We start from the raw sequence: 21,942 nt of genomic DNA, 5'->3' as shown, positions 1-21,942 counted from the left end.
AAGGAGTTTGGTTATGTCCTCCCGTTTATTGCGATTCTTTTTGCTTGCCCTGATTACATTGAGTTTTGTTTCTTCACCTGTTTTTGCCGCGGATTTGAATAATCAGCTGCGTGATTCCAGTGTAATTTCAAAAATCCTTAATGATGGTAAGATAAAAGTTGGATTTTCAACTTTTGTCCCGTGGGCCATGAAGGATAAAACAGGAAAATTTATTGGTTTTGAAGTTGATGTAATGTCCAAACTTGCAAAGGACCTCGGGGTTAAGCTTGAATTTGTTCCAACCAACTGGTCTGGAATCATCCCGGCACTGCTGGCTAAAAAATTTGATGTAATTATCGGCGGAATGGGAATAACCACCGCAAGAAATTTAAGGGTCAATTTTACAATCCCATACGATACCTCCGGTCTGGCCATAGTCGCCAACAAAGCCAAAGCTTCCGGTATGACCTCTCTTGAAGATTACAACAAGGAAGATGTTATTCTCGTTGCCAGAATGGGATCAACTCCAGCTTCAGCGGCTAAAAAGTTTTTCCCGAAAGCCCGGGTAAGACTTTTTGACAAGGAGGCCCAGTGCATTCAGGAACTGCTTTCAGGAAGAGTTCACGCATTTATCTCCAGTGCTCCGCTTCCGGCTCAGACAGCTTTAAAACATCCTGACAAGCTCTTTATTCCTGTAGCGGGTACTTTTACTTCAGAACCCATTGGGTTTGCCCTGCGTAAAGGAGATCCTGATACTTTGAATGTGCTTAACAACTGGATTCTGCTCCAGACCAGCAACGGCTGGCTGAAAGAACGCAAACATTACTGGTTTGAAACCCTTGATTGGGAATCGAGCCTTAAATAATGGATAACGATGCCGCGGGGGCTGTTTGTTCCCGCGGCTTACTTTTATAATAATGAATAAAAAATACAGCTTATGTTCCTTGGACTGCATTTTATCCGTTCTGATTCTCGGTGCGGTATCTTTTTTTGCATGGCGGGTCACTGCCAGGTTTGATTACGATTGGAACTGGTCGTCAATACCACAGTTCTTTTTTTATAATTCTCCTGACAAAGGATGGCAGCCCAATGTTTTGATAAATGGACTGCTGACAACCATCAGGTTAAGTGTCTGGACGATGATATTTTCGGTTCTGGTAGGATTTTCCGCCGGTATGATGAGTGTCAGCCGCAGTCTGCTGGCCAGAATGCTTGCCAGGACCTATGTGGAAACAGTCCGCAATCTGCCCCCGCTTGTTTTAGTTTTTATCTTTTACTTTTTTATATATTCACTCATTTCGCCGATAATCGGCCTTGATGATGCTATTAACAAGATGCCGGTGTGGCTTTCTGACATCGTTACAATACTTTGCGACAGTCCTTCCAAACTTCCCGGATTTATTTCAGGGGTGATTACACTCACTGTTTATGAAGGAGCCTATATTGCTGAAATTGTGCGTGGCGGGATTGAAAGTGTAGACCATGGACAGTGGGAAGCGGCGGCCTCGCTCGGCTTTCCCAACCGTGGACAGTTGCAGTTTGTTATCATGCCTCAGGCATTTAAAGTCATAATCCCTCCTCTTGCCGGACAGTTCATCTCAATAATCAAGGATTCAGCTATAGTTTCTGTTATTTCCGTTTCAGAGCTTACCTTTCAGGGACTGGAGCTGATGGCAGCAACGGGGCTGACATTCGAAGTCTGGATCACCATAACCGTCCTTTATTTCTTACTTACAGTCAGTTGTGCTTTTGTTTCAGGATATATAGAGCGTAAAATCAGCTGGATGTCCTGATGGCTTCGTTTATTGGATTTTCTATTAATAAATCGTCCAGATGATAAAAAGATAATAATTATATATCTAAAATTAGTCTGTCATATTAATATTTACGGATTATATCTTATGATCAATCCGGTTCATTTTTTTAGTGTTTCAGTTGTGTAAATATGTTATGGGTGGAGTCGACGTTTTGTGGAGAGGGGACTAATCTGCAATTAAGGAGTGTTAGTGAAAAAGTTTAAAGTGTTGGTATTCGTATTTTGTCTGTTGTCTATGCTTACTCTGGTTGCCGGTTGTCAGGATCAGGAAGGTCCTGCTGAAAAAGCCGGTAAAAAAATCGACCAGATGATCGATAAGTCAGGAGATATGGCTAAAGATCTTGGAAATAAAGTTGATGAAAGTATAGATGATGCAAAGGAAAGTATGGATAAATAGTCCGTACAGTCACAGTGCTTAAACTGGTTTGTGCCGCAGGATTTTTTGGCTGACAATCGCCGGACTCTCCCTTTTTCTTTTTGGAGGCTTTGTTAATAAAGCTTGAGGGAGATATTCAGGAAGGTACCCGCAATACCATTATGTGCGGTTGTTACGAAGCTGACTGATTCCGGCACTGACCATTACATCGCCCCGCTGTTTACAGCCGGGGCGATTTTTTTATTTACTAACAGCGCAAAAAAAAGGACTTACATCAGTTGATGTAAGTCCTTGTATTAGCGTGGTGCGCCTGAGAGGATTCGAACCTCTGACCTACGGATTCGTAGTCCGGCACTCTATCCAGCTGAGCTACAGGCGCGCTTCGAGAGAGAGAACTATGTTGATTCCGCTTTCTCGTCAAGCATTATTTTAAATTAAATGAAACTTTTTTTAAATATTTTTTGCAAACAATATGCTGCATTTTTTAATATATTGAATTTATTAATTAAAATTTTTATTTGTTGTGCTGTTAATAAAAAGTAGGAAATGTGAAATGAATCGGCTTTAAAAAGAATTCAAAAAATTTAATTTTTTAAAAAATTAATTTTATTCATAATCAACGGCATGATGGCTAGGGAAACAGGAATGAAAACCCAGATTCGTCCTTTAAAAATATTATAGTCGTTCAAAATTAATTCCCAGCTGTGTCCTGCAATAAAGTGGCCGAAAGAAAATTCAAATAAGATCGTCAGTATCATCCAGACAAGACCGCCTGAAAGGGACTGAAAATCAGTTGGCTTGAATCTTTTAATTAAAAAATGTGTGTAAACAGCTAAAAATAAAATGCAGGTCAGTGTTGAGAGCTGATGTGCCGCAAGTTCATTCATGTAAGGCTGAAACAATAATACCCGCAGAAGTCCGTTCAGAATTGCTATCGGAATCATGGGAATCCAGAAAATAGTAAATGCGGTTATGGTGCGCAATGTCAGTTTCCTTGCTGCTCATCAGCCTTGTTTGAAATTGCAGGAAAATTTTCTGTTTTTACTACGGACATATCAGGCAGTACCCACATTGCGGAACATTTGGGATATAATTTTTTCAGAAGTCTGCCTCCCTGATCCGGTCCCATAATAAACATGGATGTTGCCAGAGCGTCGGCTGTTTCAGCATCAGGAGCCAGAACCGTTGTTGCTATGCTTTCATCTGCTGATTCCATTGAGTTAATGTCTATTATGTGATGCCTGCGGACCTGATCACCATTTTTATCGGAAATTATAAACTGGCGGTAATCTCCGGAACCGCAAACAGCCTGATTGCGGACTCTTATCGTTCCAAGCATTCCTGCTCCGCGCGGATTTTTGAGTCCTATCACCCATTCGCGTTCTCCAAAACAGGCAAAATCTCCGCCACCTTCAATCATCCCGTTTTTTATACCGGACTTTCGCAAGTTAAGGGCGGCTGCATCAAGGATGGTTCCTTTGGCGAGTCCTCCCATATCCAGAGCCATACCTTTAACCGGCAGAAAAACTTTATTTGAGTCCGGAAATAGTTTTACTTTGCGGTAATCCACCAGATTTTTTTTCGATCTGATTAGCTTATCGCTTAAAGCATAATAAAATGGGGCATCTGTAACCGCTCCAATAGTGATATCAAAAACTCCGGAAGTTTTTTTGCCGAACTCAAGGCCGTGCGAGATCAGGGTGTAGGCTCTTTCACTTACTTCTACCGCTTCCTTTCCCGCTTCTTTATTTACCCTTCCAATGGAGCCATATCTGCTTCTGTGGTCAAAATCTTTTTGCAGGAATCGCATTGTCTTTATTGCCTTGCGGGCAGACTCTTCAGCCTTGGAAGGTGATTCCGCTTCTATCGTTATATTGACCACCGTGCCCATGGCCGCATCAGTATAACGGTATGTTTGCTCCATATTTTCAGCATGTTGTGAGAAAGAAGAAATGGAAAACGGGCTAAGGGCAAGAATCAGCAGGCATATAGTAAATGAAGCTGTGCGGATTTTTTTTGTAGCAACAGCTGAACATTTAAAACCTGAGGAAAAGCTTTCCCCAAGGAGGGGGATGCAAAAAGCTGCACCGATGAGTCCCCCTGACTGCAATGCCGCCTCGGTAGCTCCAGACATTCTGACTGCAAAACCGGCCGCAAGAGGACCGGCAAAGAAGCCGATATTGGCTGCCAGATTTGCTTTTCCGTGGCTGTGTCCCTGCTTATTGTTCAATGCTGAGCTCAAGGTCATTGATGCCGGTATGGATATGGCTGAGCCAAGCCCGGTTATGATGCCAAAGAGTATAAATATCGGGGTTGAGTAGGGCATACTGAGCAGGTAGAGACCGGCAGAGCTGATGAGCATCCCTATGGCCGCAGTTTTTTTGCAATCGTATGAAGCAAGCATCCTCCCAGCTATTGGAAGCAGCAGCACTGCTGTCAGATTGGGGACGGTAAAAATCATTCCGGCTTGAATCCCACTCACCGAAAGTCTTGTTTTCAGCAATACCGGATAAAAAGTCATTAAAGCTCCGATCCCTGCCGTCCGCCCGGCAATGGAAAGCAGCAGTGGCAGTTGAAACCAGAATGTTTTTTCTTCTCTCGTATTGTTTATGAGAGGTGCTGGACATGCGGTTGAAGTTGATACCGGAATTGAAAACAGGAAGAGGGCGAATGAAACGGCCATCAGAATTGAGACGCCGCAGAGAACATGCACGAAGTCACGTTCCATATACAGCCACCCGCCGAGAACAGGACCAAAGAAAAAGGCCGCGTTGAATGCGGTTGAAAGCATGGAAAAACGGTGGTGCATTTCTTCATGGTCTGAATAGTTTCCTATTACAGCCATGGTGACAGTCCGTATCATGCCCGAGGTAAATCCAAGCCCGAGCTGAATGGCATAGGTCATGCTCAGTGATTGCACTGGCAGATATAGCAGTGGCAGTAAGGCCGACAACAGTGACGCCGGAATAAGAATAGCTCTGGGACCGAATTTGTCGGAAAGAATCCCGGAAACAGGAGCCGTAATCATCTTTGCCAGATAGTATCCGGCAAAAGCTGTTCCAAGCCATGCTCCGCTGGCCCGTTCATCAAAATTCAATAAAGGCAGAGTGAAAGTAAAAATGCCAAGTCCTACAGCTGTTATAAAAGCTGCTGAAATAAGGACTGCTATAGCCGGGTTGCTTACTGTTTGGCGATGCTTCGTATTATGAAGTGACATGCTTCCTCAAAGACTCCTTTGGAATCATAGGGGGCAAGGAAAACGGTCCTGACTGCTCCGACAATGTGTCCGTACAGTAGGAAGGACGTTTGAGTTAGAGGCAGTTCTTCAATAGATCCGTCCGCCATTCCCTTTTCAAGATAATTGCTGATCTGGTCTATAAGCTTTTTGAATTTACTGGCAACCTGATGGCGGTCTAGGTCGGGATAATCATCGCTGAATGGTGAACAGCGTAGAAGGGTTGGAAATGTCTCTTTGTTCTTTAAAGTGAAATCAAGGTAGGATTTTACGAATATTCCTATTGCTTCCAGCCCTGAGGGTGCTTTCTGGGCTTTTTCCGTTACAAAAACAAGCATTTTGTCAATGAGGTCGTCACCGGCTTCAAGGAAAAGATTATCTTTAGTTCCATAATAGTGGGAGACCAGCCCTGACGCGACTCCGGCTCTGTCGGCAATCATTTTCATGGTTGTATTGGCATATCCGTGTCTGCCGAACATTTCCTGTGCCGCATACAATATTTTGTCTTTTTTACTCATAATTGTCCGTCCCCGGACCGAAATCCGGGAGAATGTACTGAAATCGGGGAGGATAATGTCAGTATGATCTGCTTAGTATGTGAATAGTATTAATACAAGCAAAAACTGAACTCCATGATTTATAAAATTATTGCGTTTATAGGTTCTACCTAAATTAATTGGATTTTGCTTTATCCTGATATGCGAAAAACGTAAAATGATTATATATGAAACTTACAACCTGGTGTTACGTTTTGTGAATTTAGTAACAATATATTCTAATTTTGAAAATTAAAAAGATGTCAAGTTTTTTTTAAAATTGATTGACCAACCAATTAACCACTGTTAGAACTAATCTCAAGAGTTCTGAATAAAGACTCCGTGAACGCAGGTTTCTTTATTAAGAATTTTATTAAAAGTTTTGTTATTCCACAATATTATATAAACGGCAGGTTTTTGCATGCTGCTTTGGAATCAAAACATAATACCTGTAAAAATTGTTTGTTGCGAACGTTTTTCAGGTCCCGGAAAGCGGAATTTAAAATTAGATTCTGCCTTGATGAATAATTTGGGTGAAAAGCAAAATGATCACATTGTATTGATAAAATTTTTGTTTTGTATCCAAAATATCTATGACAAAAGTGTAGCTTTCTTCTGTTGCGCTTTCAATTTTCTCCTTCCCGACATGGCGGGCTCTGCTGCCGGAACGGTGCATACGCATCCTGTTTTCTCCGGCTGCAAATTGAGTTGCCCGAATACCACTATGAAATTTTCGGTTAAAGATCTGTGTGTCTTTTCAGATACGGATTCGGCTGTGATTTTGAGTTCTTTCCTTTTCAAGGGATGTGCTCCGTTTAAGCCGGGTATTTGAATCGCGTCCGATGCCCTTAAGCATCGGATGTAAAATGCCGGATTGATGCCGTTCATGCCCAGAGGGGGTAAGTGCGGCTGGTACATAGCTGGGATTTAGCTGATACGGCTATGTTGCAATTCCATTAAAGCGGGTGCGCCATGCCCGTGAAAGGAGGAAGTTATGACTGTAGATGCGACCATGCATGTGGATCTTCCATCCAGACGCGATGCCGTTCTGGACTGGATACAGATGCTGACCGGAGCAGGGCTTGTCCTGTTCATGTGGTGTCACATGATCCTTGTGTCCTCGGTAGTTGTTTCCCCGAACGCCATGAACGCCATAGCCGGTTTTTTTGAAAGCACTTATATGGCTCAGCTTGGCGGACCTCTGATCTTCCTTGTTTTCCTCATCCATTTTGTAATTGCGGCCCGTAAAATTCCGTTTCGTTCCAGAGGTCAGCAGACTATCTGGAAACACGCCAAAATGATGCAGCACCGCGACACCTGGCTCTGGGTTGTTCAGGCTGTAACCGCAATGATTATTCTGGTGATGGGAGCCGCCCACATGTGGGTTGTGCTTACTGACCTTCCTATCACCGCAGCAAAGTCAGCAGCCAGAATTCAGACCGGCTGGTGGTTCCTGTTCTATATGGTTCTGCTGCCCTGCGTCGAACTGCATGTAAGTGTCGGCTTCTATCGCATCGGCGTGAAGTGGGGCGTAATTAAATCTGACGGGCGTAAAAAGGCCAAGAAGTTCGAATCGGGACTCTTCACTATATTTATAGTTATCGGTGTGATTACCCTGATTCGTTTTTTCACCTTAAGTTAAATGGGGTTTTAAATGCAGACTTACTACTCTGATCTTCTTGTCATCGGGGCCGGACTGGCCGGAGAACGCGTGGCTGTGGAGTCGGCGCAGAAAGGTTTCGATGTCATCTGTCTTTCCATAGTCCCTGCCCGCAGGTCCCATTCTTCGGCTGCTCAGGGAGGCATGCAGGCCGCACTTGGAAACTGCGCCAAAGGTGAGGGAGACAATTGTGATATTCATTTCGGCGATACGGTTCGCGGCTCGGACTGGGGCTGTGATCAGGAGGTCGCAAGACTTTTTGCGGATAATGCTCCTATAGAAATGAGAAGGCTGGCTCATTGGGGAGTTCCGTGGAACCGGGTTGTTCCGGGTAAATCTTTCTATTTCAAGGGCGGAGAAAAATTTGAAAAGGTTGAAAAGGAGGAGAATGAAGGTCTCATAACCGCGAGAAGTTTCGGTGGAACAGCAAAATGGCGTACCTGCTATACTTCTGACGGCACCGGGCATGCGGTAATGTGTACCATGGACAACCGTTGTGCCGAACTCGGCATTAATGTTTTTGACCGTAAGGAAGCCATCTCGCTTATACATGACGGCGATACCTGTATGGGTGCCGTGGTCCGCTGCCTGCGAACCGGAGAGCTGGAAGTTTATCTTTCCAAGGCTACAGCAATCTGCACCGGCGGTTTCGGCAGAATATACAAGGCTACCACAAACGCCGTAATCTGCGATGGCGGAGGACATATAATTGCCCATGAGACCGGAGTTGTTCCCATAGGAAATCCTGAATCAATCCAGTTTCATCCCACCGGAATAGTTCCCACTGATATTCTTGTTACTGAAGGCTGCCGCGGTGACGGCGGAACCCTGCTTGATGTCAATGAAGAACGCTTCATGAATATTTATGAGCCTGAAAAGGCCGAACTTGCTTCACGAGACGTTGTTTCACGCTGGATGACCCATCACATGCGTCAGGGAAAAGGGGTCAAGAGTGCCTACGGTGAACATTTGTGGCTTGATATCCGTCATCTCGGAGACAAGCATATTTCAACGAAACTCCGTGAAGTTGATGAAATATGTCATCATTTTCTGGGTATTGACCCCAGAAAACAATTGATCCCGGTCCGTCCCACACAGCATTACACCATGGCCGGTATCCGTACCAATAAAGACGGTGCGGTTTATGGGCTCAAAGGCCTTTTCTCCGCCGGAGAAGCCGCCTGCTGGGACATGCACGGATTCAACCGGCTTGGAGGTAACTCACTTGCGGAAACGGTTGTTGCCGGTGGCATTATTGGTGGAAAAATTGTAGAATTTCTTGAAGGTTATGAAACACGGTTTAAAACCAGTGTTGTTTCTGAGGCTGTGAAGAAGCAGCAGGAACGAATCGATAATCTTATCAGCGGACGCAACGGAACAGAAAATGTTTATGCCGTTCGTGCGGAATTGCAGGAAGCCCTGATGAAAGGCTGTTTTGTCTTCAGGAACGGTCCTGATCTCGAAGAGTGCGTAGAAACATTGAAAGGTGTTCTTGAAAAGTCCCGTAAAGTAGGTCTTGTCTCCAGCGGAGCAGGAGCCAATTTCGAACTTGGTTCAGCTTTAAAACTGGAAGGCCAGGTCAGACTCGGGCTTTGTATTGCCACCGGTGCGCTTAACCGGACAGAAAGTCGCGGAAGTCACAACCGTGAAGATTTCCCGGCAAGAAATGACCGCGACTGGTTGAACCGCACACTGGCATACTGGCCTGAAGGAGCTGATGAACCTGATCTCAAGTATGAGGAAACAACCCCTTACTTTGAGCTTCCCCCGGGAGACAGGGGATACGGCGGCGGGTCTATAATCGAGGCCGATAAAACTGAAATTGAGGCCAAGACTATCAAGCGTTAACCTTCGGGGATAAATTTAAGGATTTAAAATGAGTAGAAATCTTGAATTTGAAATATTCCGCTATAATCCGCAGGAAAAAGATTCGGTTCCTCACATGCAGAAGTTTATTCTGGATGAAACTGTAAATATGACTTTGTTCATAGCCCTTAACCGTCTGCGCGAGGAGCAGGACCCCGGTCTTATTTTCGACTTCTGTTGCCGGGCCGGAATCTGCGGAGCATGTGCAATGGTTGTCAACGGTCGGCCAAGGCTTGCCTGCCAGACAAAAACCAAGGATCTGCCGGACAAAATTACCCTTTTGCCTCTGCCTGTCTTTAAATTGATAGGTGACCTTTCAGTTGATACCGGAGTCTGGTTCAGGGAGATGTACCAGAGTACCGAATCATGGATTCACACTAAAAAGGTCTTTGATCCCAAGGCTCAGGAAGAACGCATGGATAATGATGTCGCTGAACAGATATACGAGCTTGAGCGCTGCATTGAATGCGGCTGCTGTGTTTCCGCCTGTGGAACAGCCCGTATGCGCGACGATTTCCTCGGGGCCGCTGCCTTGAATCGAATCGCCAGATTTGTGGTAGATCCGCGTGACCAGCGATCAGATAAGGATTACTTTGAGATCATTGGTAATGATGAGGGTATCTTCGGATGTATGGGCCTGCTGGCCTGTGAAGATGTCTGCCCTAAAAACCTGCCCTTGCAGAACCAGTTAGGCTTTCTGCGCCGTAAAATGGGCATAACAGCTATAAAGGAAATATTCGGGAAGTAATCATGCGTACTATCAAAGCTCAAGATGTTGTCGATGCCGTGGCAAAGATGTGCATCAGTGCCAATCGCTATCTGCCTGCTGATGTCCGCAAGCGTTTTGACGAATGCGAAGCTCAGGAGGACTCTCCGGCTGCAAAAGAAGTTTTCCGCCAGATTAAGGAAAATTATGAACTTGCAGAAAAAACAGGGATTCCACTTTGCCAGGATACCGGATTGGCTGTGTATTTTGTTGAAATGGGAGAAGATTTAAGAATTGACGGCATGAATATTAAAGATGCCATCGATGAAGGAACACGCAAAGGCTATAAGGAAGGATTTCTCAGAAAGTCTTCCTGTGACCCTTTGACCCGAAAAAACGTAGGAGACAATACTCCTTCTGTTATTCATCTGGATGTTGTTCCCGGTGATAAACTCAAAATAACGTTCATGGCCAAGGGCGGAGGCTCTGAAAATATGAGTCGAGTCACTATGTTAGCACCTGCTCAGGGCTGGGAAGGGATTAAAAAATTTGTTATAGAACGTGTAGCTGAAGCCGGACCCAATCCGTGTCCCCCCACCATGGTTGGTATCGGTGTCGGCGGAACCTTTGAGTATTCCGCTATACTCGCCAAAAAGTCGCTTATGCGCAAAGTGGGAGATAAAAATCCCGATCCTAAACTGGCTGAACTTGAAGCCGAACTCATGGAAGATCTCAATAAGCTCGGTGTAGGCCCTATGGGTCTTGGTGGAAAAACCACTGTTTTCGATGTCAAAATCGAAATGCGCCCCTGTCATATTGCCAGCCTTCCTCTGGCAGTGAATATCCAGTGTCATAGTGCAAGGCATGAGGAGGTGGAACTCTAATGGCTGAATACAAAATTGAGACACCGCTTACTGATGACGATATGGTCAAGCTTAAGGCCGGTGACGTGGTCAAGCTTACCGGAACTATCTACACCGCACGCGATGCCGCTCATAAAAAATTATGTGATCTGCTTGATGAGGGAAAAGAGCTTCCGTTCGATCTGAAAGGCGCAGCCATATATTATGTAGGCCCGAGCCCCGCCCCGGAAGGACGCCCGATCGGCGCAGCCGGACCTACAACAAGCTACCGCATGGATTCTTATGCTCCGCGCCTGCACAGCCTTGGACTCAAGGCCAGTATAGGCAAAGGCAAGAGAAACGATGAAGTCAAAAAAGCTCTCAAGGATTACAAAGCCGTGTACTTCGGTGCAACCGGCGGGGCCGGTGCTCTGCTTTCCATGTGTATCAAGGAAGCCGAGGTTATAGCTTTTGATGAACTCGGTCCGGAGGCCGTTCGCAAGCTGACTGTCGAGGATTTTCCTCTGCTTGTCATAAACGATTCGCATGGCGGTGAACTGTATGCAGTTCCTGACCGTAAAGCTGCCGGGCTATAGCGGATTTTTAACGGTAACATTTTAAATGCAGGAGATTATGAATGGCTCTTTTTACTAAACAGGAAGCTCTTGATTACCATTCCGAGGGTGTTAAGGGTAAAATTGAAGTTGTTCCAGTAAAACCATGTGCTACTCAGAAACATCTTTCCATGGCTTACAGTCCCGGCGTAGCCGAAGCATGTCTTGCAATTGCTGAGGACAAGGACCTTGCCTACAAATATACCGGCCGTGGAAACCTTGTCGCCGTTGTTTCAAATGGTACTGCTGTTCTCGGTCTTGGCAATATCGGTCCCGAAGCAGGTAAACCGGTAATGGAAGGCAAAGGCGTTCTTTTTAAAGTTTTCGCTGATGTTAATGTTTTTGATATCAATCTGAATGTCACCGATCCTGATGAACTGTGCTCTGTTGTTAAAGCTCTTGAGCCGACTTTCGGCGGTATCAACCTTGAAGATATCAAATCACCTGAATGCTTTTACATTGAAGAAAAGCTTAAAAAGGAAATGAATATTCCCGTATTTCATGATGACCAGCATGGAACGGCTATCATTTCCGGTGCCGGACTTATCAACGCCGCTGAAATTGCAGGCAAAAAAATTGAAGATATGCGTCTTGTCGTCTCCGGTGCCGGAGCTGCGGCAATTTCCTGCACAAACTTCTACAAATCTCTTGGAATAAAGGCTGAAAATATCGCTATGTTCGATTCACGCGGACATATCAACAACAGCCGTACCAATCTTAATGATATGAAGAAGCAGTTTGCCACTGACAAGGAATATAAAGACCTTGCCGAGGCAATGAAGGGTGCCGATCTTTTCCTCGGACTGTCCGTAAAGGGTATGGTCACCAAGGAAATGGTTAAATCCATGGCTGATTCTCCTATCATTTTTGCCTGCGCAAACCCCGACCCTGAAATCACTTATACTGAAGCCAAGGAAGCCCGCCCTGATGCAATTATGGGAACCGGCCGTTCCGATTACCCGAATCAGGTGAACAATGTTCTCGGTTTCCCTTTCATTTTCCGCGGAGCTCTGGATGTTCAGGCTACTGCTATCAATGAGGAAATGAAAATTGCCGCAGCACACGCTCTTGCAGCTCTGGCTAAAGAGCCGGCTCCGGATTATGTCTGCAAGGCTTACGGTGTTGATAAACTTGAATTCGGTATTGATTACATTATTCCCAAACCTCTTGATCTGCGTCTTATTGAGTACGAATCCGCCGCAGTGGCCAAAGCCGCTATGGATACCGGAGTAGCCCGCAAAAAGATTGATCTTGAGGAATACACAAAAGAACTGCGCGCTCGTCTGGAAAAATCCAAAGAACGTGTAGGCGCTTTTATCGATTCTTATCATCTTGATTTTTAGCCGGTAAACACCGCTTCCGGCTCGAAACCCGGAAGCGGATTTACATATGACTGGATCTGGTTTTGTGTGTGAGAACACCGGCAGTTTAACAAGCAGGACGGGGCGAAAAATTATTTGCGTTGACAACCCGGTTTCGTGAGGGAGAACGGGGCAAATTAAATTTTATTAGTCCTGCCGTGCAGGCTGCCAAAGCGCAAAAGTGAGGGACTATGAGCGCTCAAACTGATTCTGGCAGTGGTAGAAAAATCGGCTTTTTTTTAGGACCCGCAGTCTTCGTGCTGATGCTCCTTATGCCGGTTCCAAGTGGGATGGAGCCGGCCGCATGGAAAGTCGCAGCTGTAACGGCATTGATGGCGGTCTGGTGGATTACCGAGGCGATCCCCATTCCGGCAACATCACTTATGCCTATCGCACTGTTTCCGCTTCTTGGTGTAATGAAATCAAGCGCGGCCTGTGCTCCTTATGCTAACCATTTAATTTATCTGTTCATGGGCGGCTTCTTTCTTGCCGTAACCATGGAGAGATGGAACCTGCACCGCCGTATAGCGCTTCACACTATTAAAGCGGTGGGAACCAGCCCCGGACGTATGATTCTGGGATTTATGATAGCCACGGGATTTCTTTCCATGTGGGTATCCAATACCGCTACAACCATGATGATGGTTCCAATCGGTCTTGCTGTTATTCATCAGGCCACAGGATTTGCTTCTGATGATATCAGAGAACATGTCGGATCAAGTGCCGAAGCCAACTTCGGCAAGTGTCTGATGCTTGGTATTGCTTATGCTGCCTCTATGGGTGGTGTAGGTACCATCATCGGTACTCCTCCGAATACCGTAATGGTCGGTATGGTGGACAAAATGTACGGTGTACAGATCAGTTTCGGCGAATGGATGATTTATGGTGTCCCCATTGCTGTAATTATGATCGGTGTTTCATGGTGGATTTTAACCAGAGTTCTATTCCCTTCCAAAGGGCTTGAGCTTGCCGGTGGTGAAGCCATCATAAACAAGGAAATTTCCAAGCTCGGACCTATGAGCAAAGAGGAAAAGTACATCGTAATAGTTGGTTGTTTTATCGCAGCTTTCTGGCTTTCCAGAGGTTTCCTTAAAAAAGCTGACTTTATCCATGCCATCTGGCCCAACTTTGGTTACATCGCTGATGCCACTATCGGTATTCTCGGTTCACTGGTTCTTTTTGCCATTCCTATTGATTTCAAGAAAGGCAAGTTCCTGCTTGACTGGAAGACGGCTGTAAAAATTCCATGGGATGTAATCCTGCTTTTCGGTGGCGGTCTCGCCATTGCAAACGGTTTCTCAAAGACTGGCCTTGCTTCATATGTTGCTTCACAGCTGTCTTTGTTGAACGGAATGACTATTCTGATGTTTGTCGGCGTAGTAGTCGTCATTACCATCTTCCTGACTGAAATCACCTCAAACACTGCAACTGCGACATTGCTTGTTCCTATTATGGGTAGCGCGGCTATCGCGATGGGAGTTCATCCTTTCGCCACCATTGTGGGAGCATGTGTTGCCGCTTCATTTGCCTTCATGCTTCCTGTTGCCACGCCGCCGAATGCGGTTGTTTTCGGCAGCGGGTGTGTAACAATCAGGCAAATGGCGGCAGCCGGGTTCTGGCTGAATATTTTCGGAGCTGTTCTGATTACAGTTTCGGTGGTTTATTTCCTCCCGCTTGTATGGGGGATAGATCTTAATGTTCTGCCGAGCTGGGCTGTTATGCCTAAGTAAAGCACTTCCTGGTTCCCGGACGGTTATTCAATCGTCCGGGACAAAAATAAAACTGATCATGGAATTAGATACCTATGCATGATAACCTGAGGTTGAAAAACCGCAGGGAGGTCTTATGCGCTCAAAAAACAGATATTTCCCGGTCATTGCAGCAGTTGCTGTACTCCTGATTACAGCGGTTTTAGGCTACTCTGGCAGTGATGAAAAAAAAGAAATGCCGGTGCGCATCCTGTTTAATAACAATGGTGGAAAGGTTGTGTTTTCACACCTCGTCCATCATCGGGATTATCAGATTGCCTGTGCCGACTGTCATCACGACAGAGCCGGACAAAAATTTAAAATCAATGCCCCTGAAAAAAAAGAAGCGGTAAACGAACAGGATCAGCACAGTGGACAGCTTGCCTGCGGGACCTGTCATCCTGTCGAGTTTAATGAAGATTTTGTAGAAAACCACATCGATTCATTTCCTGATGAATCATATTGTGTCCGCTGCCATCATACCGAATTTGACAGAGTCAATTTCGATCATGATGAGCATATGTCCTATGCGGATGACGATTGCTGGTCCTGTCATCACGGCAGGGACATAGAGCCAGAACCCCAGAAGTGTTCCAACTGCCATAAAGAAAAAGAAGAGAACGGTATTCCCGGAATGCGTGAGGCCGCTCATGAAAGTTGTGCAAACTGCCATGATGATATGTTTGATAAGGGGCTTTCAAGCTGCAACGACTGTCATATTCCGGTTGATATGAAATCATGGTCCGGTGATTTCTCTTCCTGCGGGAACTGCCATGATAAAAATGTCCGTAATCTGGTTGTGCCCCGTATGAATGCTTTTCACGAGCAGTGCATGAGCTGTCACCGCAGGCTTCAGAAAGGTCCTTACAAGGAAAATGACTGTTCAAAATGTCATATCAAGTAGAGGCGGAGTATGATTTTGCAAAAGAAAATGAACATTGAAAAAGATCTGGTGGAAATTGATCCGGCTCCCGAGTTGAGCCTGCTCATTTCCGGAAGATGTACCCGAGTTTCCTGCGGGCAGAAGTTGGCTCCGGGTGATCTGATTGCTGAATCAGGTTGTCCTGAGCAGGGTGATCTGCTTGCACCTGTAGCCTGTGAAATTACTGAACTGGACAGCTGGCACATTGTTCTGCGGGTTCTGGATTCTGCTGCGGAAAATGATAATCAGGAAAAGTTTATAAAATTTGAAGGTCTTTCAAGAGAAGAAGTTCGGGGAAAACTTTCCCGGATGGGAGTTTCGCTGCCGGAGACCGGAAAAATTAAAACATTGATAATAAATGCCTCCCGCGAAGAGCCGGAGATTTTTTATAATGAGAAACTGCTCAAAGAATATGAAAATACGCTTTCAGCCGGAATGAAACTGGCGGAGTATATTTATAAGCCGCTTGAAACAAGGCTTGCCGTGACTGAAGGGTTTAACGGATCTGTAGACTGGTGCTCCGTTAAAATGGTCCCAATGGCTTACCCCGGCGGCCTTGATCCTATGGTTGTGAAATCCGTTACCGGAAAGGAAATGCCGGATGATGTGGTTGTTCTCAGTGCTTCCCTCCTGTTTGAGCTTGGCAGAGTCGTCCAAAGCGGACTGCTACAGACCGATACGATAGTTCAGGCCGGGGATGATTTTTTCAGGGTGCGGGTCGGAACACCAGTAGGAGTGGTTCTATCTGCTGCCGGTATAAAAACCGGAAACCGTGGTAGAGTCGTACTTGGAAGCAGAATGCGCGGAATGGCCGCCTATTCATTGCAGCAGGGAGTTGAAAAAGACACTCAGGCAGTCTTTTATCTTGAAGAAACGCCGGAACCGATTGCTGAGGATGTTTCATGTGTCGGTTGCGGGGAGTGTGTGCGCAATTGTCCGGCAGGAATAGATCCGTCCTATCTTTCCGGCTGTGCTGAATTTGGATTTTATGAAAAAGCTCGGGATAACCATATTGCATCATGTATAGACTGCGGCATCTGTAGTTATGTCTGCATAGCCCGCAGACCTGTTCTTCAATATATCCGTCTTGCCCGGCGTGAGCTGAAGCTGATTGACGGGGCCTGCGAGCAGCTCCGTAAGGAGGGAGAGGAATGAAAACATTGAATCCTCTTATGCTGACTGTGTCGTCTCCTCCGCATATTCATTGCGGCAGAACCCTGCGTGGCAGAATGTTGTCAATTCTGCTTGCCATGATTCCGGCGGCACTATTCGCTGTGGCTGCTTTTAAAATGGAAGCTCTGAGGGTTATGGCTCTTTCTGCTTCTGTTGCAGTTATAACCGAATATATCTGTAACCTGATGATGGAAATCAGGCCGAAAGTTGATGACCTGAATGCTTTTGTGGTCGGGCTTTGTTTTGCTTTTCTTCTGCCGGCCTCGGCTCCCTGGTGGCTGGTGGCCTCAGGCAGCGCTATCAGCATTGCTCTTGGGAAAATGGTTTTTGGCGAACTTGGTGGCAGTCCGTTGTGCGCACCACTGATAGGCTGGGCTGTCTGTACGGTTTCATGGCCGCATCAGATGGATGTAAATGCCAGCATGCTGACCGTGGAACTCAACTATCCTCTTTTGCAGCTGAAAATGTTCGGTGCCGCTGCTGCTGATCAATATAAATATTATGATCTGCTGATGGGACGCCAGCTCGGAGGTTTAGGCTCTGTTCAGATTTTAGGCGTTCTTATAGGGGGCTTGTGGCTGGTCAGCCGCAGGATTGTTCAATGGGAAATCCCGGCCGGTTTTATCTCAGGGGTTCTCATCGCCGGTTTTATCTTTCATCTTTTTTATGTTGAGTCGCAACCCTCTCCTGTTTTTCATCTTCTGACCGGATCGGCGATGTTCGGGGCTTTCTTTCTGGCTCCTGATATGCCGTCTTCCCCTAACCGCAAGCTGCCGATTCTTTTGTTCGGCCTTTTTGCCGGGACGATGACCATAATAATCAGAGTCTACGGTATATATCCGGACGGAGTTCCTTTTGCCATCCTGCTGGCTAATCTCTGCACTCCGCTTTTTGAGCGCATTCGTCCGAAGCCTTTTGGATGTGAGGTGAAAAAATGAATGAAATGATCAAGATGGTAGTTGTTTTATCACTCATCTGTGGAATTTCAGGAGTAACTCTAGCTTCGCTGCGCGATGTCACCCACTTGCGTATTGAAGAGCAGGTTCTAACCTACGTTCAGAGTCCGGCCATCAATCAGGTTATAGGTGATCATGATAACGATCCTGTTAAAGATAGGCACAGCTTTAAAGTTGCTGCCACCGGAGAAGAGGTAATGGTTTTCCCGGCAATGAAAGACGGCCGGCTTAAAGGAATTGCTTTTGAAACCTCAGCCAAAGGTTTCGGTGGCAACATCGGGGTTATGGTCGGTTTTTCAATCGATAGCGAGGCTTTTTCAGGAATCGGCATAACTACAATGAAGGAAACTCCGGGAGTGGGAACACGAGTCGCTAATCACGGCTTTACTTCCCAGTTCAGAGGTCATTCTTTCAAACAGGTGGATCTGAAATCCCGTGGTGGTGATGTGGATGGAGTTTCCGGTGCGACAATATCTTCTACAGGAACAGTCAATGCTGTCCGAAAAGCTCTGGATGTATTTAATTCCATCAAATCTGAAATAAATAAAAAATGGTCCTGAACGTTCGAAGAATGATCACTGTATGTTCGAGTAATGAACACCGTCCCTCATAAAGGGAAGGAGGAAAGTATATGAACAGATTGTGGAAGGAATTCTCAAAAGGTCTCTGGACTGATCTGCCGCCTTTTAAACTTGTGCTTGGATTATGTCCTACTCTGGCTGTGACCAAATCTGCAAATAACGGTCTCGGCATGGGGCTGGCGGTTATTTTCGTACTGACTCTTTCAAATTTTATTGTTTCTCTGGTCAGAAATATTATCCCGTCGAAGGTCCGTATCGCCTGTTATATTGTAATTGCAGCATCTCTGGTTGTTGCTGTTGAGCTGCTGATGCAGGCTTTTGCTTATCCTCTTTATCAGCAGTTAGGAATTTTCGTTCCCCTCATCGTGGTCAACTGCATCATTCTGGGACGGGCTGAAGCCTTTGCTTCGAGAAACGCCCCGCTCCTTTCCATTGCTGACGGCCTTGGAATGGGCATTGGCTTCACCATGTCGCTGACTTTCCTCGGGTCTCTCAGGGAACTGCTTGGCTCGGGGAAAGTCTTCGGACATGCGGTTATGGGGGCATCCTATGAACCTTTTTCGTTTATGATCGAGGCTCCGGGGGCTTTTGTCTGTCTCGGAGTTCTGCTTGCGGCTATGAACTGGGGTACCAATCTTCAAAGGCGCAGAAAAGGTCTGCGGGCCATAGAAGGTCCCGGACATGACTGCGCATCCTGCGGAGCATGCTCCCGCAGTCGTGAAGCATAGGAGGACATGGTTATGCAGGATTTTTTCTTGCTCTTTATCTCTGCTATATTTGTAAACAATATCGTACTGGCCCAGTATCTCGGGAACTGTCCTTTCATCGGCACTTCCAAGAATACCGGGGTAGCCTTCGGAATGGGCGGCGCGGTTGTTTTCGTGGCCGTAATGGCAGCCGGATTTACATGGCTGGTCCAGAAATATCTGCTTGAACCATTCGGCATAGAATATTTACAGACTCTGACTTTTATCCTTGTTATTGCCGCGCTGGTTCAATTTGTTGAAATGTTTTTAAAAAAGACAGTTCCACCACTTTACAAGGCTCTTGGTATCTTCTTGCCGCTGATCACCACAAACTGTGCCGTCATGGGTATTGCCATTATCTGCCAGCGTGAAGAATTCGGTTTTGTAAAAGCGGTCTCATTTGCTTTTGCTTCCGGTCTCGGTTTCATGCTGGCCTTAATACTTCTGGCTGGTATCAGAGAACGGCTTGAAATCAGAAGAATTCCGGTTGCTATGCGTGGAACACCGGCAGGGCTTATTATGGCAGGGTTAATGTCACTGGCGTTTTTCGCTTTTAAAGGAATGATTTAAGACCTTCATTTACGGAGGACTGGATATGATTTTTTCATCAGCTTTGGTTTTACTGGGATTGGGCTTCGGAGCAGCGTTGATTCTGGCTGTGGCTTCAAAGGTTTTGTATGTGAAAGAGGACCCGAGAATTGCCAGAGTGGAAGATCTTCTGCCTGGAGCAAACTGTGGAGGTTGCGGATATCCCGGTTGTGCCGGAGCCGCCGCAGCTATAGTTGCCGGAAAATCCGGGGCTGATGTCTGTGTTGTTTCTGATCAGGAAGGCATAATGGCTATAGCCGCCCTGATGGGACAGACGGTTGAAGAACGTGAACCGGAAATTGCCGAGCGTGACTGCACCGGAGGCTCCAGAGCCGAAGAGCGTTTTATATACGAAGGGGTTTCCGACTGTAGAGCTCAGGCACTGCTTTATGAAGGTTCTAAAACATGTCCTGAAGGATGTCTGGGACTTGGCAGCTGTGTCCGGGCCTGCCCGTTTGATGCTATCCACATGGGACCTGATAATCTTCCTGTCATTGATCCTGATGAATGCCGGGCTTGTGGCAAATGTGTTGAAATATGCCCCAGAGGAGTAATCGGCATAACCGGAATGACCGCAGGACTACTGCATCTTAACCTTACATCCGACTGCCTTGCTCCATGCCGCCAGAAATGTCCGGGACAGATAAATATTCCAAGATATATTGAACAGATTAAAGCAGGGGATTATGATGGTGCTGTTTTGACTATCAAAGAACGCAACCCTCTGCTGCTGGTATGCGGAAGAGTCTGCCCGAGACCCTGTGAAGAAGTCTGCCGCAGAGGATATGTGGATGAGCCTGTGGCGATTAACATGCTCAAGCGGTTTGTAGCTGACAGAGAGCTTGCTCTGAAAGAACACCTGCCGATTCAATGTGCCAGAGAGACCGGAAGAAAAGTTGCTGTAATAGGCGGTGGACCCGCCGGTTTATCCTGTGCATATTTTTTAAGGCGGCTTGGTCACAGTCCTAAAATTTTTGAAGCAATGCCAGCCCTCGGCGGTCAGCTGAGGTACGGAATTCCTGAATACCGGCTGCCTAAGGCTGATCTTGACTGGGAAATTCAGGGCATACTCGATTTGGGGGTAGATGTTGAGCTTAATTCATCTTTCGGCAAGGATTTTGATTTGAATAGCCTGAAAGCCGAAGGTTACGAAGCCGTATTTATGGGACTTGGTGCATGGCTTGCCGGGTCCATGTATGCGGAAGGGGAAGACCTCAAAGGAGTCTGGGGCGGTATAGAATTTCTGACGGCGCATGCTCTCGGGCAGAAGATAGATGTCGGCAAGCGGGTTATAGTTGTCGGCGGCGGCAATACGGCGATTGATGCCGCCAGAACCTGCATCCGTCTGGGAGCTGAAGTTATAATGATGTATCGCCGGACCAGAAAAGAGATGCCGGCTAATAATGAAGAAATTATCGGAGCCGAGGAAGAAGGTGTTAAATATAAATTTCTGGCAGCACCTAAAAAGGTTGTCGGTGATGAGAATGGAAGAGCTCTCGGAGTTGAATATATAGAAATGGAGCTTGGCGAGCCGGACGCATCCGGTCGGCGCAGACCGGAACCTATTGAAGGTTCGGAAACATTTATGAGAGCTGATCTCATAATAGCTGCAATAGGTCAGAAGCCGGATCTGAGCTGTCTTTATGATGAAAATTCAACAGAGTGCGCTATTGAAACAACACGCTGGAAAACCATAGCCGCTGATCCTGATACTTTTCAGACTGCCATTCCCGATGTCTTTGCTGCCGGTGATGTGCTGACTGGTCCTGATCTTGTTATTTCAGCGGTCGGCGATGGCAGGAAAGCTGCAAGGTCGATTCATTATTATATTACACAGGGGAGTATTCCGGTCCCTGAAAAATTACAGCGCAACCTTATTTCCTACACTTTATTTAAAACAGTGGAAGGGGTTGAGCTTAAGAACAGGGCCGTTATGCCACACCTGTGTCATGGTGATGACCGGACCTGTTCGTTTAATGAAGTGGAAGGAGCACTTGATGAGACGGAGGCATTGAATGAAGCCGGTCGCTGCCTCAAGTGCGGATTAATATGTTATGATCATCAGAAACCCGTGGATTCTGTTGCATTAGAAACAGAAGTCGGGAAGGATTAATGTTCACGGGTTTCTGAAAATCATGGGAGACGCGTAGCATAGTTGGTAGGATTATGCTTTCCCCGGTGGGGCACATACGTTTGCTCGGACCTCGCAACCCGGTTAATGGCGTTCAAAAATAACC

21 protein-coding genes and 1 tRNA gene are annotated in these 21,942 nt (G+C 46.3%); 17 read left to right on the top strand and 5 right to left on the bottom strand.

The features are described 5' to 3' along the window. The first annotated feature begins 13 nt into the window (after nucleotides 1-13). The 3 genes from G496_RS0116895 to G496_RS0116885 all read left to right on the top strand — a co-directional run bounded on the left by G496_RS0116895 (nucleotide 14) and on the right by G496_RS0116885 (nucleotide 2,192). Nucleotides 14-844, top strand: a complete 831-nt coding sequence (locus G496_RS0116895) for a transporter substrate-binding domain-containing protein (RefSeq protein ID WP_051295124.1) — start codon at nucleotides 14-16, stop codon at nucleotides 842-844. A gap of 79 nt (nucleotides 845-923) precedes the next feature. Next, nucleotides 924-1,772 carry an amino acid ABC transporter permease gene (locus G496_RS0116890; protein WP_245577948.1) on the top strand — a complete coding sequence of 283 codons (849 nt, stop codon included), beginning with the start codon at nucleotides 924-926 and terminating at the stop codon, nucleotides 1,770-1,772. 213 nt (nucleotides 1,773-1,985) lie between these two features. Next, nucleotides 1,986-2,192, top strand: a complete 207-nt coding sequence (locus G496_RS0116885; protein WP_027180303.1) for an Rv0909 family putative TA system antitoxin — start codon at nucleotides 1,986-1,988, stop codon at nucleotides 2,190-2,192. 281 nt (nucleotides 2,193-2,473) lie between these two features. Here G496_RS0116885 and G496_RS0116880 read toward each other — a convergent pair. From G496_RS0116880 to G496_RS21225, 5 genes are all read right to left on the bottom strand, one after another. Then, nucleotides 2,474-2,550, bottom strand: a tRNA-Arg gene (locus tag G496_RS0116880). 205 nt (nucleotides 2,551-2,755) lie between these two features. Further along, complete coding sequence (locus G496_RS0116875) at nucleotides 2,756-3,154, bottom strand: hypothetical protein (RefSeq protein WP_051295123.1); 399 nt, start codon at nucleotides 3,152-3,154, stop codon at nucleotides 2,756-2,758. 2 nt (nucleotides 3,155-3,156) lie between these two features. Then, on the bottom strand, nucleotides 3,157-5,388 hold the full coding sequence (locus tag G496_RS0116870) for an MFS transporter (protein WP_027180301.1): 2,232 nt from the start codon (nucleotides 5,386-5,388) through the stop codon (nucleotides 3,157-3,159). Further along, complete coding sequence (locus G496_RS0116865; protein ID WP_027180300.1) at nucleotides 5,352-5,924, bottom strand: TetR/AcrR family transcriptional regulator; 573 nt, start codon at nucleotides 5,922-5,924, stop codon at nucleotides 5,352-5,354. Before G496_RS0116865 ends, G496_RS0116870 begins: the two co-directional genes overlap by 37 nt. Nucleotides 5,925-6,533: 609 nt before the next feature. Further along, nucleotides 6,534-6,743, bottom strand: a complete 210-nt coding sequence (locus G496_RS21225; protein ID WP_156900689.1) for a hypothetical protein — start codon at nucleotides 6,741-6,743, stop codon at nucleotides 6,534-6,536. Nucleotides 6,744-6,936: 193 nt separating this feature from the next. Between G496_RS21225 and G496_RS0116855 the strand changes: the two genes are divergently transcribed. The 14 genes from G496_RS0116855 to G496_RS0116790 all read left to right on the top strand — a co-directional run bounded on the left by G496_RS0116855 (nucleotide 6,937) and on the right by G496_RS0116790 (nucleotide 21,818). Next, the gene (locus G496_RS0116855; RefSeq protein WP_027180299.1) at nucleotides 6,937-7,584 is read left to right on the top strand and encodes a succinate dehydrogenase/fumarate reductase transmembrane subunit; all 648 of its coding nucleotides are present in this window, start codon (nucleotides 6,937-6,939) and stop codon (nucleotides 7,582-7,584) included. Between the two features lie 12 nt (nucleotides 7,585-7,596). Further along, entirely contained in the window at nucleotides 7,597-9,450 is a 1,854-nt protein-coding gene (locus G496_RS0116850; protein ID WP_027180298.1) for a fumarate reductase flavoprotein subunit, read from the top strand. 28 nt (nucleotides 9,451-9,478) lie between these two features. After that, on the top strand, nucleotides 9,479-10,216 hold the full coding sequence (locus G496_RS0116845) for a fumarate reductase iron-sulfur subunit (RefSeq protein ID WP_027180297.1): 738 nt from the start codon (nucleotides 9,479-9,481) through the stop codon (nucleotides 10,214-10,216). Nucleotides 10,217-10,218: 2 nt separating this feature from the next. Continuing rightward, nucleotides 10,219-11,058, top strand: a complete 840-nt coding sequence (locus tag G496_RS0116840) for a fumarate hydratase (RefSeq protein ID WP_027180296.1) — start codon at nucleotides 10,219-10,221, stop codon at nucleotides 11,056-11,058. After that, a complete protein-coding gene (locus tag G496_RS0116835) occupies nucleotides 11,058-11,612 on the top strand; it encodes a Fe-S-containing hydro-lyase (protein ID WP_027180295.1) in 555 nt (184 codons plus the stop codon). Before G496_RS0116840 ends, G496_RS0116835 begins: the two co-directional genes overlap by 1 nt. 41 nt (nucleotides 11,613-11,653) lie before the next feature. Next, nucleotides 11,654-12,973 (top strand): malic enzyme-like NAD(P)-binding protein, encoded by a 1,320-nt coding sequence (locus tag G496_RS0116830; RefSeq protein ID WP_027180294.1) that lies wholly within the window; start codon nucleotides 11,654-11,656, stop codon nucleotides 12,971-12,973. Between the two features lie 209 nt (nucleotides 12,974-13,182). Further along, complete coding sequence (locus G496_RS0116825; protein ID WP_027180293.1) at nucleotides 13,183-14,721, top strand: SLC13 family permease; 1,539 nt, start codon at nucleotides 13,183-13,185, stop codon at nucleotides 14,719-14,721. Between the two features lie 115 nt (nucleotides 14,722-14,836). After that, nucleotides 14,837-15,643, top strand: a complete 807-nt coding sequence (locus G496_RS0116820) for a cytochrome c3 family protein (protein ID WP_027180292.1) — start codon at nucleotides 14,837-14,839, stop codon at nucleotides 15,641-15,643. Between the two features lie 15 nt (nucleotides 15,644-15,658). After that, nucleotides 15,659-16,816, top strand: coding sequence for a 4Fe-4S dicluster domain-containing protein (locus G496_RS0116815; RefSeq protein WP_169725775.1), 1,158 nt, complete (start codon nucleotides 15,659-15,661; stop codon nucleotides 16,814-16,816). Further along, nucleotides 16,813-17,772 carry an RnfABCDGE type electron transport complex subunit D gene (locus G496_RS0116810; protein WP_027180290.1) on the top strand — a complete coding sequence of 320 codons (960 nt, stop codon included), beginning with the start codon at nucleotides 16,813-16,815 and terminating at the stop codon, nucleotides 17,770-17,772. The genes G496_RS0116815 and G496_RS0116810 overlap by 4 nt, the downstream gene beginning before the upstream one ends. Further along, on the top strand, nucleotides 17,769-18,350 hold the full coding sequence (rnfG, locus tag G496_RS0116805; RefSeq protein WP_027180289.1) for an RnfABCDGE type electron transport complex subunit G: 582 nt from the start codon (nucleotides 17,769-17,771) through the stop codon (nucleotides 18,348-18,350). The genes G496_RS0116810 and rnfG overlap by 4 nt, the downstream gene beginning before the upstream one ends. 71 nt (nucleotides 18,351-18,421) lie before the next feature. After that, nucleotides 18,422-19,099: an electron transport complex subunit RsxE gene (gene rsxE / locus G496_RS0116800; protein ID WP_027180288.1), complete on the top strand. Its 678-nt coding sequence runs from the start codon at nucleotides 18,422-18,424 to the stop codon at nucleotides 19,097-19,099. Nucleotides 19,100-19,111: 12 nt separating this feature from the next. Further along, the gene (locus G496_RS0116795) at nucleotides 19,112-19,687 is read left to right on the top strand and encodes an electron transport complex protein RnfA (RefSeq protein ID WP_027180287.1); all 576 of its coding nucleotides are present in this window, start codon (nucleotides 19,112-19,114) and stop codon (nucleotides 19,685-19,687) included. 25 nt (nucleotides 19,688-19,712) lie between these two features. Next, the gene (locus G496_RS0116790) at nucleotides 19,713-21,818 is read left to right on the top strand and encodes an FAD-dependent oxidoreductase (protein ID WP_027180286.1); all 2,106 of its coding nucleotides are present in this window, start codon (nucleotides 19,713-19,715) and stop codon (nucleotides 21,816-21,818) included. Nucleotides 21,819-21,942 lie beyond the last annotated feature (124 nt).

Source organism: Maridesulfovibrio bastinii DSM 16055 (assembly GCF_000429985.1).
Classification (GTDB): domain Bacteria; phylum Desulfobacterota; class Desulfovibrionia; order Desulfovibrionales; family Desulfovibrionaceae; genus Maridesulfovibrio; species Maridesulfovibrio bastinii.
Note: the sequence above shows the minus strand (reverse complement) of the source record. Positions and strands in the feature narration are given on the sequence as shown.